Annotated in this window: 14 protein-coding genes and 1 tRNA gene; 8 read left to right on the plus strand and 7 right to left on the minus strand. The window is 58.6% G+C overall.

Going from position 1 to position 15,822, the window contains the following annotated elements:
* Positions 1–13: 13 nt before the first annotated feature.
* The gene (mtnP, locus tag RBB81_RS22445) at positions 14–880 is read right to left on the minus strand and encodes an S-methyl-5'-thioadenosine phosphorylase (protein WP_353073966.1); all 867 of its coding nucleotides are present in this window, start codon (positions 878–880) and stop codon (positions 14–16) included.
* Between the two features lie 38 nt (positions 881–918).
* Positions 919–2,487 (minus strand): hypothetical protein, encoded by a 1,569-nt coding sequence (locus RBB81_RS22450; RefSeq protein WP_353072218.1) that lies wholly within the window; start codon positions 2,485–2,487, stop codon positions 919–921.
* Positions 2,488–2,545: 58 nt separating this feature from the next.
* Between RBB81_RS22450 and RBB81_RS22455 the strand changes: the two genes are divergently transcribed.
* The 5 genes from RBB81_RS22455 to ribF are packed head-to-tail and all read left to right on the plus strand — an operon-like array spanning position 2,546 to position 6,801.
* Positions 2,546–3,610, plus strand: coding sequence for a YgfZ/GcvT domain-containing protein (locus tag RBB81_RS22455; RefSeq protein ID WP_353072219.1), 1,065 nt, complete (start codon positions 2,546–2,548; stop codon positions 3,608–3,610).
* 2 nt (positions 3,611–3,612) lie between these two features.
* The gene (locus tag RBB81_RS22460) at positions 3,613–4,224 is read left to right on the plus strand and encodes a DUF1844 domain-containing protein (protein ID WP_353072220.1); all 612 of its coding nucleotides are present in this window, start codon (positions 3,613–3,615) and stop codon (positions 4,222–4,224) included.
* 2 nt (positions 4,225–4,226) lie between these two features.
* Complete coding sequence (locus tag RBB81_RS22465; RefSeq protein WP_353072221.1) at positions 4,227–5,042, plus strand: MBL fold metallo-hydrolase; 816 nt, start codon at positions 4,227–4,229, stop codon at positions 5,040–5,042.
* Positions 5,039–5,824 carry a hypothetical protein gene (locus RBB81_RS22470; RefSeq protein WP_353072222.1) on the plus strand — a complete coding sequence of 262 codons (786 nt, stop codon included), beginning with the start codon at positions 5,039–5,041 and terminating at the stop codon, positions 5,822–5,824. Before RBB81_RS22465 ends, RBB81_RS22470 begins: the two co-directional genes overlap by 4 nt.
* A complete protein-coding gene (gene ribF, locus RBB81_RS22475; protein ID WP_353072223.1) occupies positions 5,821–6,801 on the plus strand; it encodes a riboflavin biosynthesis protein RibF in 981 nt (326 codons plus the stop codon). Before RBB81_RS22470 ends, ribF begins: the two co-directional genes overlap by 4 nt.
* On the opposite strand, the gene RBB81_RS22480 is transcribed toward ribF, so the two are convergent.
* The 3 genes from RBB81_RS22480 to RBB81_RS22490 form a co-directional block, all read right to left on the minus strand.
* A complete protein-coding gene (locus RBB81_RS22480; protein WP_353072224.1) occupies positions 6,752–9,214 on the minus strand; it encodes a penicillin-binding protein 1A in 2,463 nt (820 codons plus the stop codon). The two genes, ribF and RBB81_RS22480, sit on opposite strands and share 50 nt — an antisense overlap.
* A gap of 127 nt (positions 9,215–9,341) precedes the next feature.
* On the minus strand, positions 9,342–10,574 hold the full coding sequence (locus RBB81_RS22485; RefSeq protein ID WP_179585363.1) for a S41 family peptidase: 1,233 nt from the start codon (positions 10,572–10,574) through the stop codon (positions 9,342–9,344).
* A 143-nt stretch (positions 10,575–10,717) separates the two neighbouring features.
* Positions 10,718–10,794: transfer RNA gene (locus RBB81_RS22490), tRNA-Met, on the minus strand.
* 174 nt (positions 10,795–10,968) lie between these two features.
* Here RBB81_RS22490 and kdsB point away from each other — a divergent pair.
* From kdsB to RBB81_RS22505, 3 genes are all read left to right on the plus strand, one after another.
* Complete coding sequence (gene kdsB, locus RBB81_RS22495; protein WP_353073967.1) at positions 10,969–11,742, plus strand: 3-deoxy-manno-octulosonate cytidylyltransferase; 774 nt, start codon at positions 10,969–10,971, stop codon at positions 11,740–11,742.
* A gap of 632 nt (positions 11,743–12,374) precedes the next feature.
* Complete coding sequence (locus RBB81_RS22500) at positions 12,375–12,683, plus strand: hypothetical protein (protein ID WP_353072225.1); 309 nt, start codon at positions 12,375–12,377, stop codon at positions 12,681–12,683.
* 281 nt (positions 12,684–12,964) lie between these two features.
* Positions 12,965–13,315, plus strand: coding sequence for a hypothetical protein (locus RBB81_RS22505; RefSeq protein WP_353072226.1), 351 nt, complete (start codon positions 12,965–12,967; stop codon positions 13,313–13,315).
* A 356-nt stretch (positions 13,316–13,671) separates the two neighbouring features.
* Here RBB81_RS22505 and RBB81_RS22510 read toward each other — a convergent pair whose 3' ends face one another.
* Complete coding sequence (locus tag RBB81_RS22510; RefSeq protein ID WP_353073968.1) at positions 13,672–14,328, minus strand: HAD-IA family hydrolase; 657 nt, start codon at positions 14,326–14,328, stop codon at positions 13,672–13,674.
* 5 nt (positions 14,329–14,333) lie between these two features.
* A complete protein-coding gene (locus RBB81_RS22515) occupies positions 14,334–15,785 on the minus strand; it encodes a phosphoglucomutase/phosphomannomutase family protein (protein WP_353072227.1) in 1,452 nt (483 codons plus the stop codon).
* Positions 15,786–15,822 lie beyond the last annotated feature (37 nt).

Genomic DNA, 15,822 nt, shown 5'->3' on the forward strand with positions numbered 1-15,822 from the left:
GCAAATAATTCCCTCAAAGATACTTACCGAGAAGCAGCGACAGCTTCTGCTTTGTCTCCTCTGGAATTACCTTGCGATCAGTAAGAATGGCATACTTCAAAGCTTCAACGCAGGCGCAACCCTTCGGCATATCCGCCGGCATCGCCGCAACAGCCGCACGCACCACCTTGGAAGCGTTGTCTGCATTCTGATGCATCACGGCAACAATCTGATCTACGGTCACGTCGTCATGGCCCGCGCGCCAGCAGTCGTAGTCAGTGACCATCGCCACGGTGGCGTAGCAGAGCTCGGCCTCGCGAGCGAGCTTCGCCTCCTGCAGATTAGTCATTCCAATCACATCTGCGCCCCAGCTTCTATAGAGGTTCGATTCCGCCCGGGTGGAGAACTGCGGTCCCTCCATGCAGACATACGTCCCACCAGGCTTGCCGACCACACCAACGGTGTCGCAGGCCTGTTTCAACACGTCGGCCAGCGCCGCGCAGATCGGATCGCCGAAGGCGACATGAGCAACGATGCCCTCGCCAAAAAATGTAGAAGCGCGAGCAAAGGTGCGGTCGATAAACTGATCCGGAATTATGAAGTCCGTCGGCTTGTGTTCTTCTTTCAGCGAGCCCACGGCCGAGACCGAAAGAATCGAATCGACACCCAGCATCTTCATCGCAAAGATGTTTGCGCGGAAGTTTAACTCACTGGGGAGAATGCGATGACCACGCCCATGACGAGCGAGGAAAGCGACGTTGCGGCCTTCGAGTTCGCCCAGAACAAAAGCATCCGACGGCTCGCCGAATGGAGTTGTCAGGCGTTCCTCGCGCACATTGGTTAGCCCGGGCATGGCGTACAGACCGCTGCCCCCGATAATTCCAATCTCTGCCTTCTTCAAAATAACATTGCTCCCTTTAGCGGACACGTGGCGGCTAGCTACTTCGCCCCTCTGGAAGTATACCGTTGCAGGCTGCTTTCACTCACTGCGCCAAAGGACGCCAGAACCCGCGACATCGACAATGCCGGTTCCCTCTCTGGCATAACAGCCTGTTGCATCGGCCCCTGCGGCTGTATGCTTGTGATTGTGTCGCGCAGCTTTCGTGCGAGTGCCAGGTTGAAACCTTCACCAACAAAGACGGCATCTCCCAGTCGAGAGATCAGAACATCTCCCTCGTTCGTGGAGTAAACCAGTTCCGTCTCATCGACCTCATCTTTCTTCCGCTCCACAACGTTGGAGTACTTTCTCGGAATCTGTGCCGCGTAGATGCGAAGGAAAGAACTCGCCGAGTCGGCATTTTTCCAGCGCGAGTAGTAGAGCAACCCGATAGAGGCCGTCGACTCCTTCTCCGCCGCAGTCACAGCCGATTTGCGTTGCGCTGCGTAGTAGACACCGCCGTTCCACTCCGGCGCCAGCGCAGTTCCAATCTCTCTTCCACCAAACAGCTCGGCAAGAATGCGAACATCCAGTTCTCCCATCACGCCGATGTCATACGGTGCATACTCCGGGTCAAGCAGCGGATGAATATCCGGTAACCGAATCACCGGCACCGGTGCATGCGCCATGTAGGCCTGCGGATTCATAATCTCGAAGCTCGAAGACGGCGGATTCGCAAGCACGCCACTGAACGCCGCTTCTTTGCCCGCCTTGACCAAAATCGCCTGCTCGAAGCTAAGCCCTTCGCCATACGGAAACAGCAAAGATTCCTGGAGCAGAAGAGGCGCCCGTGCCATCACAGGCGAGCCGCCCGTATCTGTCACCTGGTCCTTCAACTTGTCCGCTAGATCCGGCGCGTCGGCAATCGTCTTCCCCGATTTCCGCAACGTGTAATCGATGAAGACAGCCATCGCCTGCCCCTCCGCCACGGCGGTACGTGCGGTGTCTGCCTCATCGACCTGCAGATGATGATTGTCCTCCTGCACGTTATAGGAGGTGTTAGCCAGACTCACATCAGACCAACTGGTCAGATTGATCCTCTGATCCTGCAGAGCGTGAGTCAGTTCATGCGCCAGCACCGGCTTCTGCTCGTCAGGTTCGATCCAGTCAAGCAGATTAACCGTCTTCGTCTTGTTGTCGTAAAACCCGGCAACCTGCTCGGTCAACAGCGACAGCAGAAACGGTCGAAGATGAAAATCGCGATCGAGCATCCCGAACTTCTTAAGCACAACCTCCGACCGCTCCATGCGCTTAGCGCCTTCATCCTCGTCGAACTTTTCCTTGAGATAGCGATTGACCTGATCGCGCGAGATTAGTTTGCGCTTCACGGTATGCTCAATCGGCAACTTGGTGTCGCTGCTCACGAAGTTCAGAATCTCATCCACAGAACGAAAAAGCTCCTTCGCCTGCTGCTTCGTCATTGGCTGCTGACTCGCGGCAGGCGAAGCTGGCTGAGGAACACTTTGGGTCGCCGTCTGCGCTGCGTATGCAAAACTTGTCGACCACAGCGCAAACGCCGCAATCATCTTCGTCGAACCCTCGCTCCCGGCCCAAAGCCTTCCCAGCAACATAACCCTCTCGATCCACCGCTATAATCAAGTGTACGCAAGTTTCTCGCATCATTTCGTCATGAGTTCACCAACACAATCCGACATCTCGATCTCATCAACTTCGACCCCCGCCTCGCGGCTTACGGCGCTCCTCCAGAACACCGGCCTATCCCCTTTGCACAATACCGGCTGGATCCGAGTCACCGGAGAAGACCGCGTCCGTTGGTTGAACGGAATGGTCACCAACTCCATCCAGCACCTGACTGCCGGCGAGGGCAACTATAACTTCTTCCTCAGCGTTCAAGGCCGCATCCAGGGCGACGCCACCATCTTCGCCCGCCCAGACGATCTCCTCATGGAGACAACCTCGCCTCAGGTCGCAGGCTTAATCGCGCTCCTCGACCGGTTCATCATCATGGACGACGTCGAACTCGCAGACATCAGCAGCACGCGATCGGGTCTGTTAATCGCTGGTCCCAAAGCAGCCTCGCTCCTACAGCAAATCGGTCTGACAACCGATAATCTCGCAGCCCTTGCGATGCGCTCACTCACCTGGAACGACTCTGAAGTGGACATCCTTCACGCCTACAGTCCTCTGGTACCGCGGTATGAATTGTGGGCCGATGAAGCGACAACCGCAAAGCTCTCCGGCACCCTTCAGAATCTCGGCACACCGCTCTGCGAAGATCAAAGCCTCGAATGGCTTCGCGTGCTCGAAGGAACTCCGCAGATCGGAACCGATATCCGCGACCGCGAACTCCCGCAGGAGACTGCCCAGACGCGCGCCCTGCACTTCGCCAAAGGCTGCTATCTCGGCCAGGAGATCGTCGAGCGGATCCGTTCCCGAGGCAACGTCAATCGCACCTTCAGCGGCTTCCGTCTCGCAGGCGACCTCCCCGCCGCCGGCACAGCCCTCGAAGCGGACGGCAAGCAAATCGGCGAACTCACCAGCGTCGCTGCCATTCCTCTGCCCGGCGAAGTCCCCACCACCAACCTCGCATTCGGCTACATCCGTCGCGAGGCTTTAGACCGCGGCCTCCCAATCGCGTACCCCGGCGGTGTCGCCACGCCGGTATCGCTTCCCTTTTCGCAGCCTGCAGCCTCCGCGCCACCGGTTGCATCTGAACCTCCTGAAAGAGTGTGATCATGCCTGAACAGAACAAGCCCTTCGTTGTAACCGACCGCCGCAAGTTCACCATAGACGGCGAACCACGCCCCGACGCCGACCCTTCTCCTGAAAGAGAAGAGCGCGAGTCAAGGCCAGCCGAACCATCAGCTGCAACGCCACCCCCGCCCACCGCGCCGGAGACACCCAAAGAGCCGGAACTTCCGCCAGCCCTGACCGCCGAGCAGACCGAACAGGCAAAGCGCGCCTACGAGATGACCGCTGATCGCCTAGACACCGCGATTCGCTCGGCCAACCCCGGCATGGACCACCCGCCCGCCATGAGCTTCGATCAGCTCGTCCAGTCCGTCTACATGACCTCCATCATGCAGCTCGGCGGCACCACGCAGGAGGGCCAGCAGCCCCAGGTCGACATCCTCGGAGCGCGCCAGAGCATCGACATGCTCCAGGTCCTCGAAGACAAGACCAAGGGCAATCTCTCCCCCGAAGAGACCCGCCTCCTTGAAAGCGCACTGTTCGAACTGCGCATGGCGTTTCTTGAAGTCACCCAGGCACTCGCACGGTCCGCAGCAGCCAAGGCACCAGGCGGCGCAGGCCGTCCAGGCCCCGCAGGCCCCAGCATCGTCCGCTAACGATGGAGGCGACCCTCACCTTCCTCGGCACCGGCACCTCCATGGGGGTGCCGACCCTCGGCTGCGACTGCGCCGTCTGCACTTCCGCCGTCTCGCCACACGGAGACCCGCGCAATCGCCGAACCCGCCCCTCCATCCGCCTCGACTACAACAACCACACCGTCCTCGTCGACACCGGCCCCGACTTCCACGCGCAAGCCATCCGCGAAAACATCCGTCACGTCGACGCCGTACTCTACACCCACGGTCACGCCGATCACGTCCTCGGCTTCGACGACCTGCGCCCCCTCAGCTTCCGCGTCAAAGGCGACATGCCCATCTACGCCGACGACGCCACCGCAAGCAGCCTCGAGCGCATCTTCGAGTACACCTTCCGCAAAGAAGATCGCTACCCCACCAGCGCCCAGGTCGAGATCCATCGCATCGACCCAACACCCGGATCGGGAGTCGATCTCTTCGGAGCATGCTTTCGCAGAGTCCCGGTCACGCACGGCCGCGAGGAGATCACCGGCTACCGCTTCGGCAACGCAGCCTACCTCACCGACATGAGCGACATCCCCGCCGAGAGCATCCCGCTCCTCCAGAATCTCGACGTACTCATCCTCGACGCCCTCCGCCGCGACCCACATCCCAGCCACTCGCACCTCGATAAATCCGTAGCCATCGTAGATCAACTGAAACCGCGACGAGCCTACTTCACCCACATGAGCCACGACCTCGACCACGCCACCACCGAAGCCGAGCTCCCACCCCACGTTCGTCTGGCCTACGACGGCCTCAAGATCACCTTCGAGATCGCACCGGAGACCGCCGCATGAGTATCGCGTGGAAGTTCCTGATTCTCGTCATAGCCTCGTATCAAGTCGCCGCTGGCGAGTCCGTCAACTTCAGCTTGCCCGAAACCAACAAGCTAATCTCGTTTACGTTTCAATCCAAACCAGGAGGTAACTCCTCGTTTCGTTCCTTTCAGGTAGATTCCGAAGGCAAGCACTTTGATTTCACCGCGAGAAACTCTATAGCTCGTATTCCAGCAAATCCTAACGAGCGTCGGGCGCTCGGGTATTGGATCGATATCCCGGGCCTGAAACTTCATCCTTCTCGCTATTTCCTTGTTGGCAAATATGGCACAGCTTCGGACTCGCGTACCCTTCTATTTTTCATCAGCGATGCCGGAGCGAGCGACGCCGCCGCATTACTTGTAATTGGATTTTCAACCTCGGGCGATCCTTACAAAGTACTTGAACGCGACTACTTGGATGTCACTTCATTTCAATCGACTCCCGACGGTACTGGTCTTATAGTCGGCAAAGAGACTCTCTCTCAGGTTATGGGTGGGGACGGCTTCAACGGTTCCACAAAACCTTATGCCACCACCTACGACCCGTTCTCGGTCTTCATCGTCCATCCTGAATCTAAAGCAGTCTACTCATTGGTCGTATCTCGAAGCTACAACCAGAAACACTATGTATGGGCGGGGTCCCACTCTCGGGAAGACTACGCCGTTCTTTACAACCTTCCCGAGCATCACGGACTTATCGGTGCGCCGACCTCTCGCGTACCGGCTCTTCTCGGAGAATCAAGGAACGAAGCGAAGCCATGATCATCTTCAACTCTCTCGCAGACATTCCCGCCGACTTCGGCCCATCGATCGCCACCATCGGCAACTTCGACGGCGTCCATCGCGGCCACCAGTGGGTCATCGCCGAGGTCGTAGGGCAGGCACGCGCAGAAAACATTCGTTCCATAGCCATCACCTTCGATCCACACCCTGCACGAGTCATCCGCCCCGAATCCAGCCAGCCGCTCATCACGCCGCTCCCGCAAAAGCTCGAGCTGCTCGCAGCCACTGGCATCGACGCCGTTCTCGTACTTCCCTTCACCACAGAACTCTCGCATATGACCGCCCGCGCCTTTGCCACCGAAGTGCTCAAAGACGCCCTGCACGTCACCCAGCTCCACGAGGGAGAAAACTTCCGCTTCGGCTATCAGGCCGAGGCCGGCGTCGAAAGCCTCGAAGCACTCGGCCGCGAACTCGGCTTCAGCGTGCGTGTCTACGCGCCGCGTCATCTGCGCGGAGAGACTATCTCTTCAAGCCGCATCCGCCAGATGATCGCCGAAGGCGACGTCACTCACGTTCGCGCCCTGCTCGGCCGCAGCTTCGCGGTCTGCAGCACGCCCGCCTCGGGCCGCGGCTACGGCACCCGCTACACCGTCCCCACCATTAACCTCGCCCCCTACACCGAGCTGCTTCCCGCAAACGGCGTCTACATCACGGAGTTGACCGTCGGCACCGGAACCTCAAGCGAGACTTTTGACGGAGTGACGAACGTAGGCAATCGCCCAACCTTCGGAGCCGACTCCTTCACTGTAGAAACCCACCTGCTCAACTTCCACCCCATCGATCTGAACGAATCCACGCCGCTTACCCTGACGTTTCTGCGTCGTCTTCGCGCAGAGATGCGCTGGCCAAATCCCGAAGCGCTCAAGGAACAGATCGGCCGCGACGTCACCAAGGCAAAACGCTACTTCAATATATGTCGGGCGGTGGGTTCGAAACTCCACTCCGCTCGTCCTTAGACTTCGCGGCCATCACCGTTGGTTTTACCGGAACCGCAACCAGCTGCGGCGCAGGACGAGATGCTTCAGGCATCTTCGGCTTCTCCTCAGCAGGTACCGGCGCAGCGGAAGCTGGAGCGGCAGGCTTCGACCTCTCTAAGCTCGGCGCTTCCAGACTCTGGTCCTGCTTCGGCACCAGCGGCTGTACAGGTTTAGCTGCATTCGGACCACCCGTGGGGACATCCAACTTCTTCTTCGGCGCGCCCGACGTGGGGAATGCCTCATCCGGCTTGGTCGCAATCGCAGCCTTCATAAAATCCATCCACATCGGCAACGCCGCTCTCGCCCCGGTCTCTTTTTCACCCAGCGACTCGCGATCATCAAATCCAATCCACGTCCCACACGTAATCGACGGCGAAAACCCAATGAACCAGGCGTCCGTGAAGTCGTTCGTGGTCCCTGTCTTACCGCCCAGAGGATGCTTCAACTGCGAAGCGGAAGCGCCAGTCCCATATCGAACCACCGCCTGCAGAAACTGCATCATCGTCCGCGCCGTATCAACCGAAATCACCTCTGAAACCTGCGACGGAGCCGCATCCAGCGGTAGCCCGTCCGCCTGCGTCACCTTGCGAATGTAGCGCGGCTCAATCCGAATGCCGTCGTTCGGAAAGACGCTATAGGCGCTCACCTGCTCGGCCAGCGTAATATCCGCCGAACCAATCGCCACCGGCAGAAACACGGGAATGTTGCTGGTCACTCCAAACCGATGCGCCGTGTCAATCACCTTGCGGATTCCGTACCGGTCCGCCAGCTTCAACGCCGGGATATTCCTCGACTCGGCGAACGCGTTCAGCAGCGACATCGTCCCCTTGTAGTCTCCCTCGTAGTTGTGCGGCGTATAAGGGCCATTCGGCGTAGGAAAGGTCGTAGGCCCATCAACAATGAAGTCCGTAGGTTTGGCGCCACCCTCAATCGCCGTCGTGTAGACATACGGCTTGAAGGACGAGCCCACCTGCCTCTGCGCCTGCGTCGCGCGATTGAACTGCGACAACCCAAAGTCCCGGCCCCCCACCATCGCCAATACCTCACCGGTAGAGTTATCCACCGCCATCATCGAGGCCTGCGCTCCAGAATCCTGCTCCAGCGAAGCGTTCAGCGTTCCATCTCCCGCGAAGCCCTGTACTTTTACGTACACGACATCCCCTGTACGCAGAAAGCTGTCGCCATCGGTGTTTTGCGTCCATCTCCAGTCCTGAGGGGTAAGCACAACCAGCCGCGCACCTACCTTCACCGTAACTCTCTTCGCAGAGACCGCCGTGACCACCCCGTGGACATAGCTTCCAATATCAATCGGCTGCACCCAATCCGGATGACGATAGCTCTCAATATCTGCTCCGTCCAGTACAACGTTCGGCAGCCTTCCCTTCCAGCCACGCCGCCGCTCATATGTTGCCGTACCATCCAGAATCGCCTTATTCGCCACCTGCTGCAGATCGAGATCGAGCGTCGTATAAACCTTCAGACCCGCGCCATGAACCTCTTCCACACCAAACTGCTTCTCCAGTTGCTTTCGCACCTCTTCCACAAAATAAGGTGCGACGCTGTTCGCAGGCGGCTCCAGATGCAGCCCAAGCGGCGCTGCTTCAGCGGCCTCTTCCTGCTTCTTCGTGATCTTGCCGTCCGCAAGCATCTCGCTCAGTACAAGATTTCTGCGCTTCAACGCGCGATCGGGAAACTTGATCGGCGAATAAGCCTCAGGCCCCTTCGGCAACGCCGCCAGCAGCGCAGCCTCCGGCAACGTCAGATCATGCACGTTCTTATTGAAGAAATACTCCGACCCGGCCTCAAACCCATACGTCCCATGCCCCAGATAGATCTGGTTCGCATATAGCTCGAAGATCTGCTGTTTCGTAAATCGCCGCTCAATCTGAACCGACAGGAACACCTCCTGCAGCTTGCGGCCATACGTCTTCTCCGACGAGAGAAACAAGTTACGCGCCAGCTGCATCGTCAACGTCGATGCCCCCTGTGCTCTCCCATTCGAGTGCAGATCCCGATACGCGGCCCCCACAGCCCGCACCAGGTTCACTCCCCAGTTGCTCTCAAAGCTCTTGTCTTCAATTGAAATGATCGCCTGTTTCAGAACCGTCGGAAACTCGGAATAAGGCAGCACCACCCGCCGCTCCAGCGCAAACGAGCCAAACGGCTTCCCATGCACATCCAGCAGCTCTGTCGTAGTGTTCGGACGATATCGCGCCAGGTCATCCATCTGCGGTAGATCGATGGAGTAAACCAGCATCAGCCCGCAAAGCGCCCCAAAGACGGCCGACAGCCCCAGCAGCGCATAGAACGTAACCCGCCTCGCAATACGGCGACTCGGATAGTCAGGCCCGTTCAGCGTGGCGCGCCGAAGCGCACGTTGCCAATCGGGCATCTCGTCATCAGGCGTTGGCGGCCTTTTTTCGGGGCTGTGTAAGCTCTGCACGAAGTCTCACGATAGCACGGCAGAGGAGGCGTTTCTCTCCCACGAAAGGGCCAATCACACGCCCGAAACAATCAGCCTAAGCAGCCTTGCTCTTTAACAGGTCCAGCGCCTTCGTCAGTTGTTCATCCACCGTCACTGCAGGCTTCTGCAGAGGCTGCTGCGTCTTCTCCGCGGGAGTCGTCGTGTCTTCCTCCGCTACCGCATCCTCGGCAGTCGAAGCCACCAGCACTCCAGGCGTAACGCCATCATCCTGCAGCTTCTTCCCCGAAGGCGACTCATACTTCGCAATCGACAGAATCAACGCCGCACCATCCGGCAGCTCGAACGTCTTCTGCTGAGCGCCCTCACCAAACGTCTTTTCGCCAACCAGATCCGCCCGCTTATTATCCAGCAGCGCCGCAGCCACTAGCTCCGCCGGCCCAGCCGTTCCACGATTCACCAGCACCACCACCGGAGCAGTCGTATTGATCGCCTTCGACGCATCCGCCGTAAACGTCTGCTTGGCAACCTTCTGCCCCTCCAGCATCGCAATCGTGCCGTCTTTCAGGAAAAAATTTGCCAGCCGAGTCGCCTCAGGCATATCGCCCGCCGCAACGTCACGCAGATCAAGCAGAATCTTCTTATTCCCCACCTTCTGCATCGCCTTCAACTTCGCCTCGATCTGCTGCACATGATCATGGTCCAGCACACCCGGTTTCAGATAAAGAATCGACGAGTTCTCATACATCGTCTCCGCAACCGGCGGCGGCGGCGTCGAAACCCGCGTCATCACGATCTTGTCCGGCGCAGCCTTCCGCGGCCGCACCACCGAAACCGTTAGCTCACTCCCCGGAGCCCCCTCCAACAGCAACTGAATCATCGCCAGCGAGATATCCCGGGTATCCTGCGGCCCGATCGCCTCAATGATGTCGCCGTCAGACAGATTCGCCTTATCCGCCGGGCTCCCCGGCACCACCGAAACTACGGTCGCATACCCAAACCGCTTCGAAACATTGATCCCCACCTGCGCCTTGCCGCCCTTATCCGCCTTGAACGCCTTATAGTCTTCCGGCGTCAGATAGCTCGAGTCCGCATCCAGCGACTCCAGCAGCCCACGCAACGCGCCATTGGTCACCGCGTTGATATTCGGCTCTTCCACATAATCCGTCTGGATATGCCGCAGCACTTCGCTATACACATTGATCTGGCGATAAGCACCATCCTGCGGCTCGCTCGCAGCGCTCACAGGGTTTGAGTTCACCCCTAAAAACACGGTGACAACCAGAACAACCGACACAGCAAGCAACAGTATCTTCGAGATCTTAGGCATAGTTCGGAGCGACTCCAAGGGGTGTTCCCGGCGCAATACCGGTTAGACGCACCCGCAGGCGAAACGATCCCGCAGGCAAAACAATATAGACAAAATGATACTCTCGATCCATAGAGAGTGCGCCAGCAGTCGCTATAACACTTTGGTGGCGGTGGGCAGAATCGAACTGCCGACCTACGGGTTATGAGTCCGTCGCTCTAACCATCTGAGCTACACCGCCAATGTGTATAAGGCATGCCGGCACAAAACTCCTCTGTAGTCAGAGAGAACGATCGCCACGGCACAGCCATCTCCAATCATACTTGATTCCGGCCACAGCGAAAAGCCAGCCACGGACAGCCATCAGCGGGCCAGCCAAGGCGAGAAGCCGACCGGCAGCGATGGAAAGTCGAGCATCCTCGGCGTAATTCCCGCCCGTCTGGCCTCCACCCGCCTCCCCCGCAAGGTCCTCCGCAACATCGCCGGCCGGCCCATGCTCGCCTGGGTCTACGACGCCGCAAGCGCCTGCCCCCAGCTCGACCGCGTCCTCATCGCAACCGACTCCGACGAGGTCGCCGACCTCTGTCACCGCCACCAATGGCCCGTCCAACTCACCTCGCCCGACCTCCCCAGTGGCACCGACCGCGTCCACGCCGTCGCCCGCCACCACCACGCCGACATCTACGTCAACATCCAGGGCGACGAACCCCTCCTCAAGCCCCAGCACCTCACCGCCCTCCTCCGCCCCTTCACTCAGCATCACGTCGAAGTCTCCACCCTCAAAGTCCTCTGCACGCCCGAAAACATCACCAACCCCAACGCCGTAAAGGTAGTCACCGCCGCCGACGGCCGCGCCCTCTACTTCTCCCGCGCCACCATCCCCTACGACCGCGACGCACAGGCCCGCGACGGACAAGCAAGTGAGAGACAAGCAGAAATTGGACAGCCCAGCGACGGCTCCGCTCTCCAATACTGGAAGCATATAGGCCTCTACGCCTACCGCAAGGCCACCCTCGAACGCTTCCCCACCCTCCCCCCCAGCCTCCTCGAACAAACCGAACGCCTCGAGCAACTCCGCTTCCTCGAAAACAACATTCCCATCCACGTCGAGCCCACCGAGTTCGACACCATCGGAGTAGACACCGAAGAAGACCTGCAACGCGTAGAGTCCCTACTCCTGCGCCAATAATCAATTCGCTCTTATCCGATAGCTATCTCACGTTCTCTTCACTCCTCACGCTTCTGTTCCGTCAACACCACCACCCACCCCCGACACCACCACCCCCAACATTCGTCATCCATAACACCGCCATCCCATAACAACGTCCTCCCATAACACCGTCATCCTGAGCGAAGTGACTCACGGCACTTTGTGAGTCACGCAGTCGAAGGATCCCCGTATTTCGCCTTTGCAGTTGCCGTTGTCTTTGCCGTTGCCGTTGCTGTCGTCTTTTGGTTGTCATCCCCGAAGGGGATCTGCGGCTCCCCCTTCACACGCAACAATCACTAGACTCGCAATGCTCAAGCCGTCACTCCAGTAAAATTCCACAGCACCACTCACCCGCAACGCCTTCATCCTGAGCGAAGTGACTCACGGCACTTTGTGAGTCACGCAGTCGAAGGATCCCTGTATTTCGCCTTTGCAGTTGCAGTTGCCTTTGCAATTGCCTTTTGCCTTTGCCTTTGCCGTTGCAGCCCTGGCCGTAGTCCTTTACGATCAGCCGACCCAGCCTCCTTCTTGTCGTTCCGCACCGTTAGGTGTGTACCGTTAGCCTTTCGTGTTACTTACAACAGGAAAAGGTAGATGCTAGCCTTCCAGCGATGAAGATCATCGCGGCGCTTTTCTTCTGCTTGCTAGAAATCTCCGCATCCGCTGAGAAGATGAATGTGAAGGTGATCGAACACAGCATTGGGGAAAAATCGTACACCCAGTACGTCCCCGGCTTCACTCCCGCTCCTTCGGCTGGTGTGATCTACCAAACACCCCACGCCGTGCAAGGTTCCCTGACAGATATATTCATGACGCTTCTATTGCCTGACGGGAGGAGTGTGGATGTCGTATGTCAGGATCACTTCTGGGGCCTATCAAATAATCGGCACAACTGCAAAAACCCGACTGTTGATGCTTGAGGCCAACTTCTCAGGGGACAACGTAAGGCTAACTTGGATCGCGGGCATTGGCGGGAAAAAGAAGGACTCTGAAAACTTCATCATCCTGCGCATATTTTCAGGGAATACCTACCAAGCAAAACCCTGATTTGCTGCGTTAGCTAATTCCTCGCTGTTGATCTCGGCTTGAGGTCGCTCGCCGGTTGCCTGTTTCACCACGCATCCATAAACAACCAACAACATCCCACTCTCCGCAGCCTCAACGAAAGCAGTAAACTAATCCCCACCAAGGGAGCCGGAGCATGTTGCTCGAACTCGCTAAACCCGTAGCTCTCTTCCTCTGCCTTCTCTCCCTCCTTACCGTCTTCCACACCGTCTTCTTCACCCTCGAAGACCCCCAACTCCTCCTTCAGCCCCATCAGGCCCTCCACGACCGCGTCATGGACTCAGTCCTCCTCCTCGCCCTCTCGGCCGGCATCTCCCTCGTCGGCGCCTTTATCTTCCGCGAAGCCGAACCCTACCCCCACCCATCCCTCTCCGCCACCCTCCCCCTGCAGCTCTTTTACTGGGCCACCGCCCTCATGCTCCTCCTCTTCCCCCTGGCATCGTTTCTCGAAACCCACTACATCTTCAGCCCCATCATCCACTGGTAGACGCAAAAAATCTTGTCAAGCCCCGAAAAGCGGTAAGCCTTTCACAGTCAGCCACATACATGTGGCGTATGAGTTCCATCCAATCCGCTATACTTGATTCAGACTAGGAAGAGCCCCGGCAACCCGGGGCTTTTTTGTGTCTACAGACAGAAGATCTCCCGTAACTCCTTTGACTGGACGAATTTAGCTATAAGCCTTTCGCAATGAAGAATTTACGACGAGGCTATTTTCTAAGTAACTCATACAACGCAACTTAAGCAGGGTAATGGGGGGAGGGGTACCCGCCTCCAGCCAGAGAGGAGTCCGCAGTGTCGATCACGAGAACCCATCAGTCCTTGACACGAAATCTACCGGACTCAGATCAGAGGATCGAATCGAAGCTCCAACCCCTCTGCGCCCACCGTCACCGCCACGCCCTCAAGCGTCCCAACAAGCCACTGCGCTCCCTCCAACTCCTTGGCGGAGTGCGTCCCCACTACGCCCAGCACGCGAGACCCAGCGGCCAACCCGGCGCCCACACCCGAAGGCGCATCTTCCACCACCAGGCACTCCTCCGGCCTCAGTCCCAGCAGCTCCGCCCCACGTCGGTACGGCTCCGGGTCTGGCTTACCCCGCTCCACCATATCGGCACTGATAATCCGCTCCGGGATCGGCAGCCCCGCCGCCTTCAGCCGGCTCAACAGCAGCCTCCTTGTCGCCGAAGTCACAATCGCCCACCGCTCCACCGGCAGACTCTCCAGCAGAGCCTTCACTCCCGGGAGCACCACCAGGTCCGCCACATCATTCATCTCCAGATCCTCGATGTACCGGAGCCCCTCCTCCGCATCGATATCCGGGCGCAACGCTTTCACAATCTCGATCGCCCGCATCCCATGCGGCACTTCAAAGATCTCCGCGTTCGGAACTTCATAGTGCTCTGCCCACTGCCGCCAGCAGCGCACCACCGACCCAATCGAGCTCACCAGCACCCCATCCATATCGAACAGGATGCCCTTCGCCTTCACAGAAACCATCTCACTCAAGCAGGTCGCCCCTGCAGAACAAACGTCTCCGCCGCCGCGAGCACACGCTCCACCGACTCCACCGAGCAACTCTCGCAGTACACCCGCAGCAGGGGTTCCGTCCCCGAGGCCCGGAGCAGCAACCATGTCTCCGCCGCGTTAGGCTTACCGGTACAGTCAGGATTCTTTAGAAAGAACTTGATCCCATCCAGCGTCTCGACCCGAAGCACCCTCAGCCCCGCAAAGTCCACTGTCCCCGCCGAGTCCTTCAAAGCCTTCGCCCTTGCAATCGCAGACTGCTTCAGCTCCTCATCGATGTGCATATCGATGCGCCCATACTGGTGTTCGCCGAACTCCTCCTGCAACGCAGCAACGAGCTGGCCAAGCGTCTTCTTCTCATCCGCCATCACATTGGCCAGCAGAAGCGAGTTCAGCATTCCGTCCCGCTCCGGCAGATGCCGGCTGATGCCAATGCCACCCGACTCCTCCCCACCAATCAGAATCTCCTGCTCGAGCATCAGGTCGCACACATACTTGAACCCGATCCCGTGCTCATGCAGCCGCCGCCCATACTTCGCGCAGATCCGGTCCAGCATCTTCGTCGTGTTGAACGCGCGCGTCACATCGCCCGGCCACTTCTTCCGCTCCAGCAGCCACTTCAGGATCACCGCGAAGATCTTGTGCGCATCGACCACGTTGCCGTGCTCATCCACCGCACCGATCCGGTCCGCATCGCCATCCGTAATCAGACCCGCATCGCACTTCTCCGCAACCACAGCAATCTGCGAAGCCTTGATGTGCGGCAGAATCGGCTCAGGATTGATCCCCGGAAACGCCGGATTGATCTCGTCGCGAATCTCGACAAAAGGAACACCAGCCTTCGTAAAGATTCCCGCAACCACTCCGCGGCCCGCGCCGTACATGCAATCGATCAAAAACTTATATCCGGAGGCTCGAATCGCATCAAGATCGACAAAGCGCGCGATAGCAGCGACGTAGTCTGTGTTGAAGTCGACCGTCTCAATCGGCGCAGGCTTCGCGGCCTTCACCAGCGGCTTGTCCAGATAGCTCTCGATCGCAGACATGATCGAAGGCTTACCCGAACCGCCATAACTGGCCTTGTACTTCACACCATTCCACTCGGCCGGATTATGGCTCGAGGTGATCATCACGCCGCCAGCAGCCTTACGCTCGCGCACCGCGTAGGAAAGTGCAGGGGTCGGCGTAATCTCCGCGGCCATCGCCACCGGAATGCCCGCACCAGCAAGCACTTCGGCCACAACCTTCGCGAAGGAGTGTGAACCGAAGCGCGTGTCGTAAGCCAGACACACCCCGGCCGCTGCATTCTCCTGCGCTAAAACGTAATTCGCAATCGCAGACGCCGCCACCCGAACGTTCGCGTAAGTAAAGTCATCCGCAATAATGCCCCGCCAGCCGTCCGTGCCAAACTTGACTACTGTCTCTGCCATATTTTGTTCGATTTTCCTGAATGAATTAATGCAAACG

Origin of the sequence: Tunturibacter gelidoferens (assembly GCF_040358255.1) — a bacterium.
In the GTDB taxonomy this organism is placed as follows: domain Bacteria; phylum Acidobacteriota; class Terriglobia; order Terriglobales; family Acidobacteriaceae; genus Edaphobacter; species Edaphobacter gelidiferens.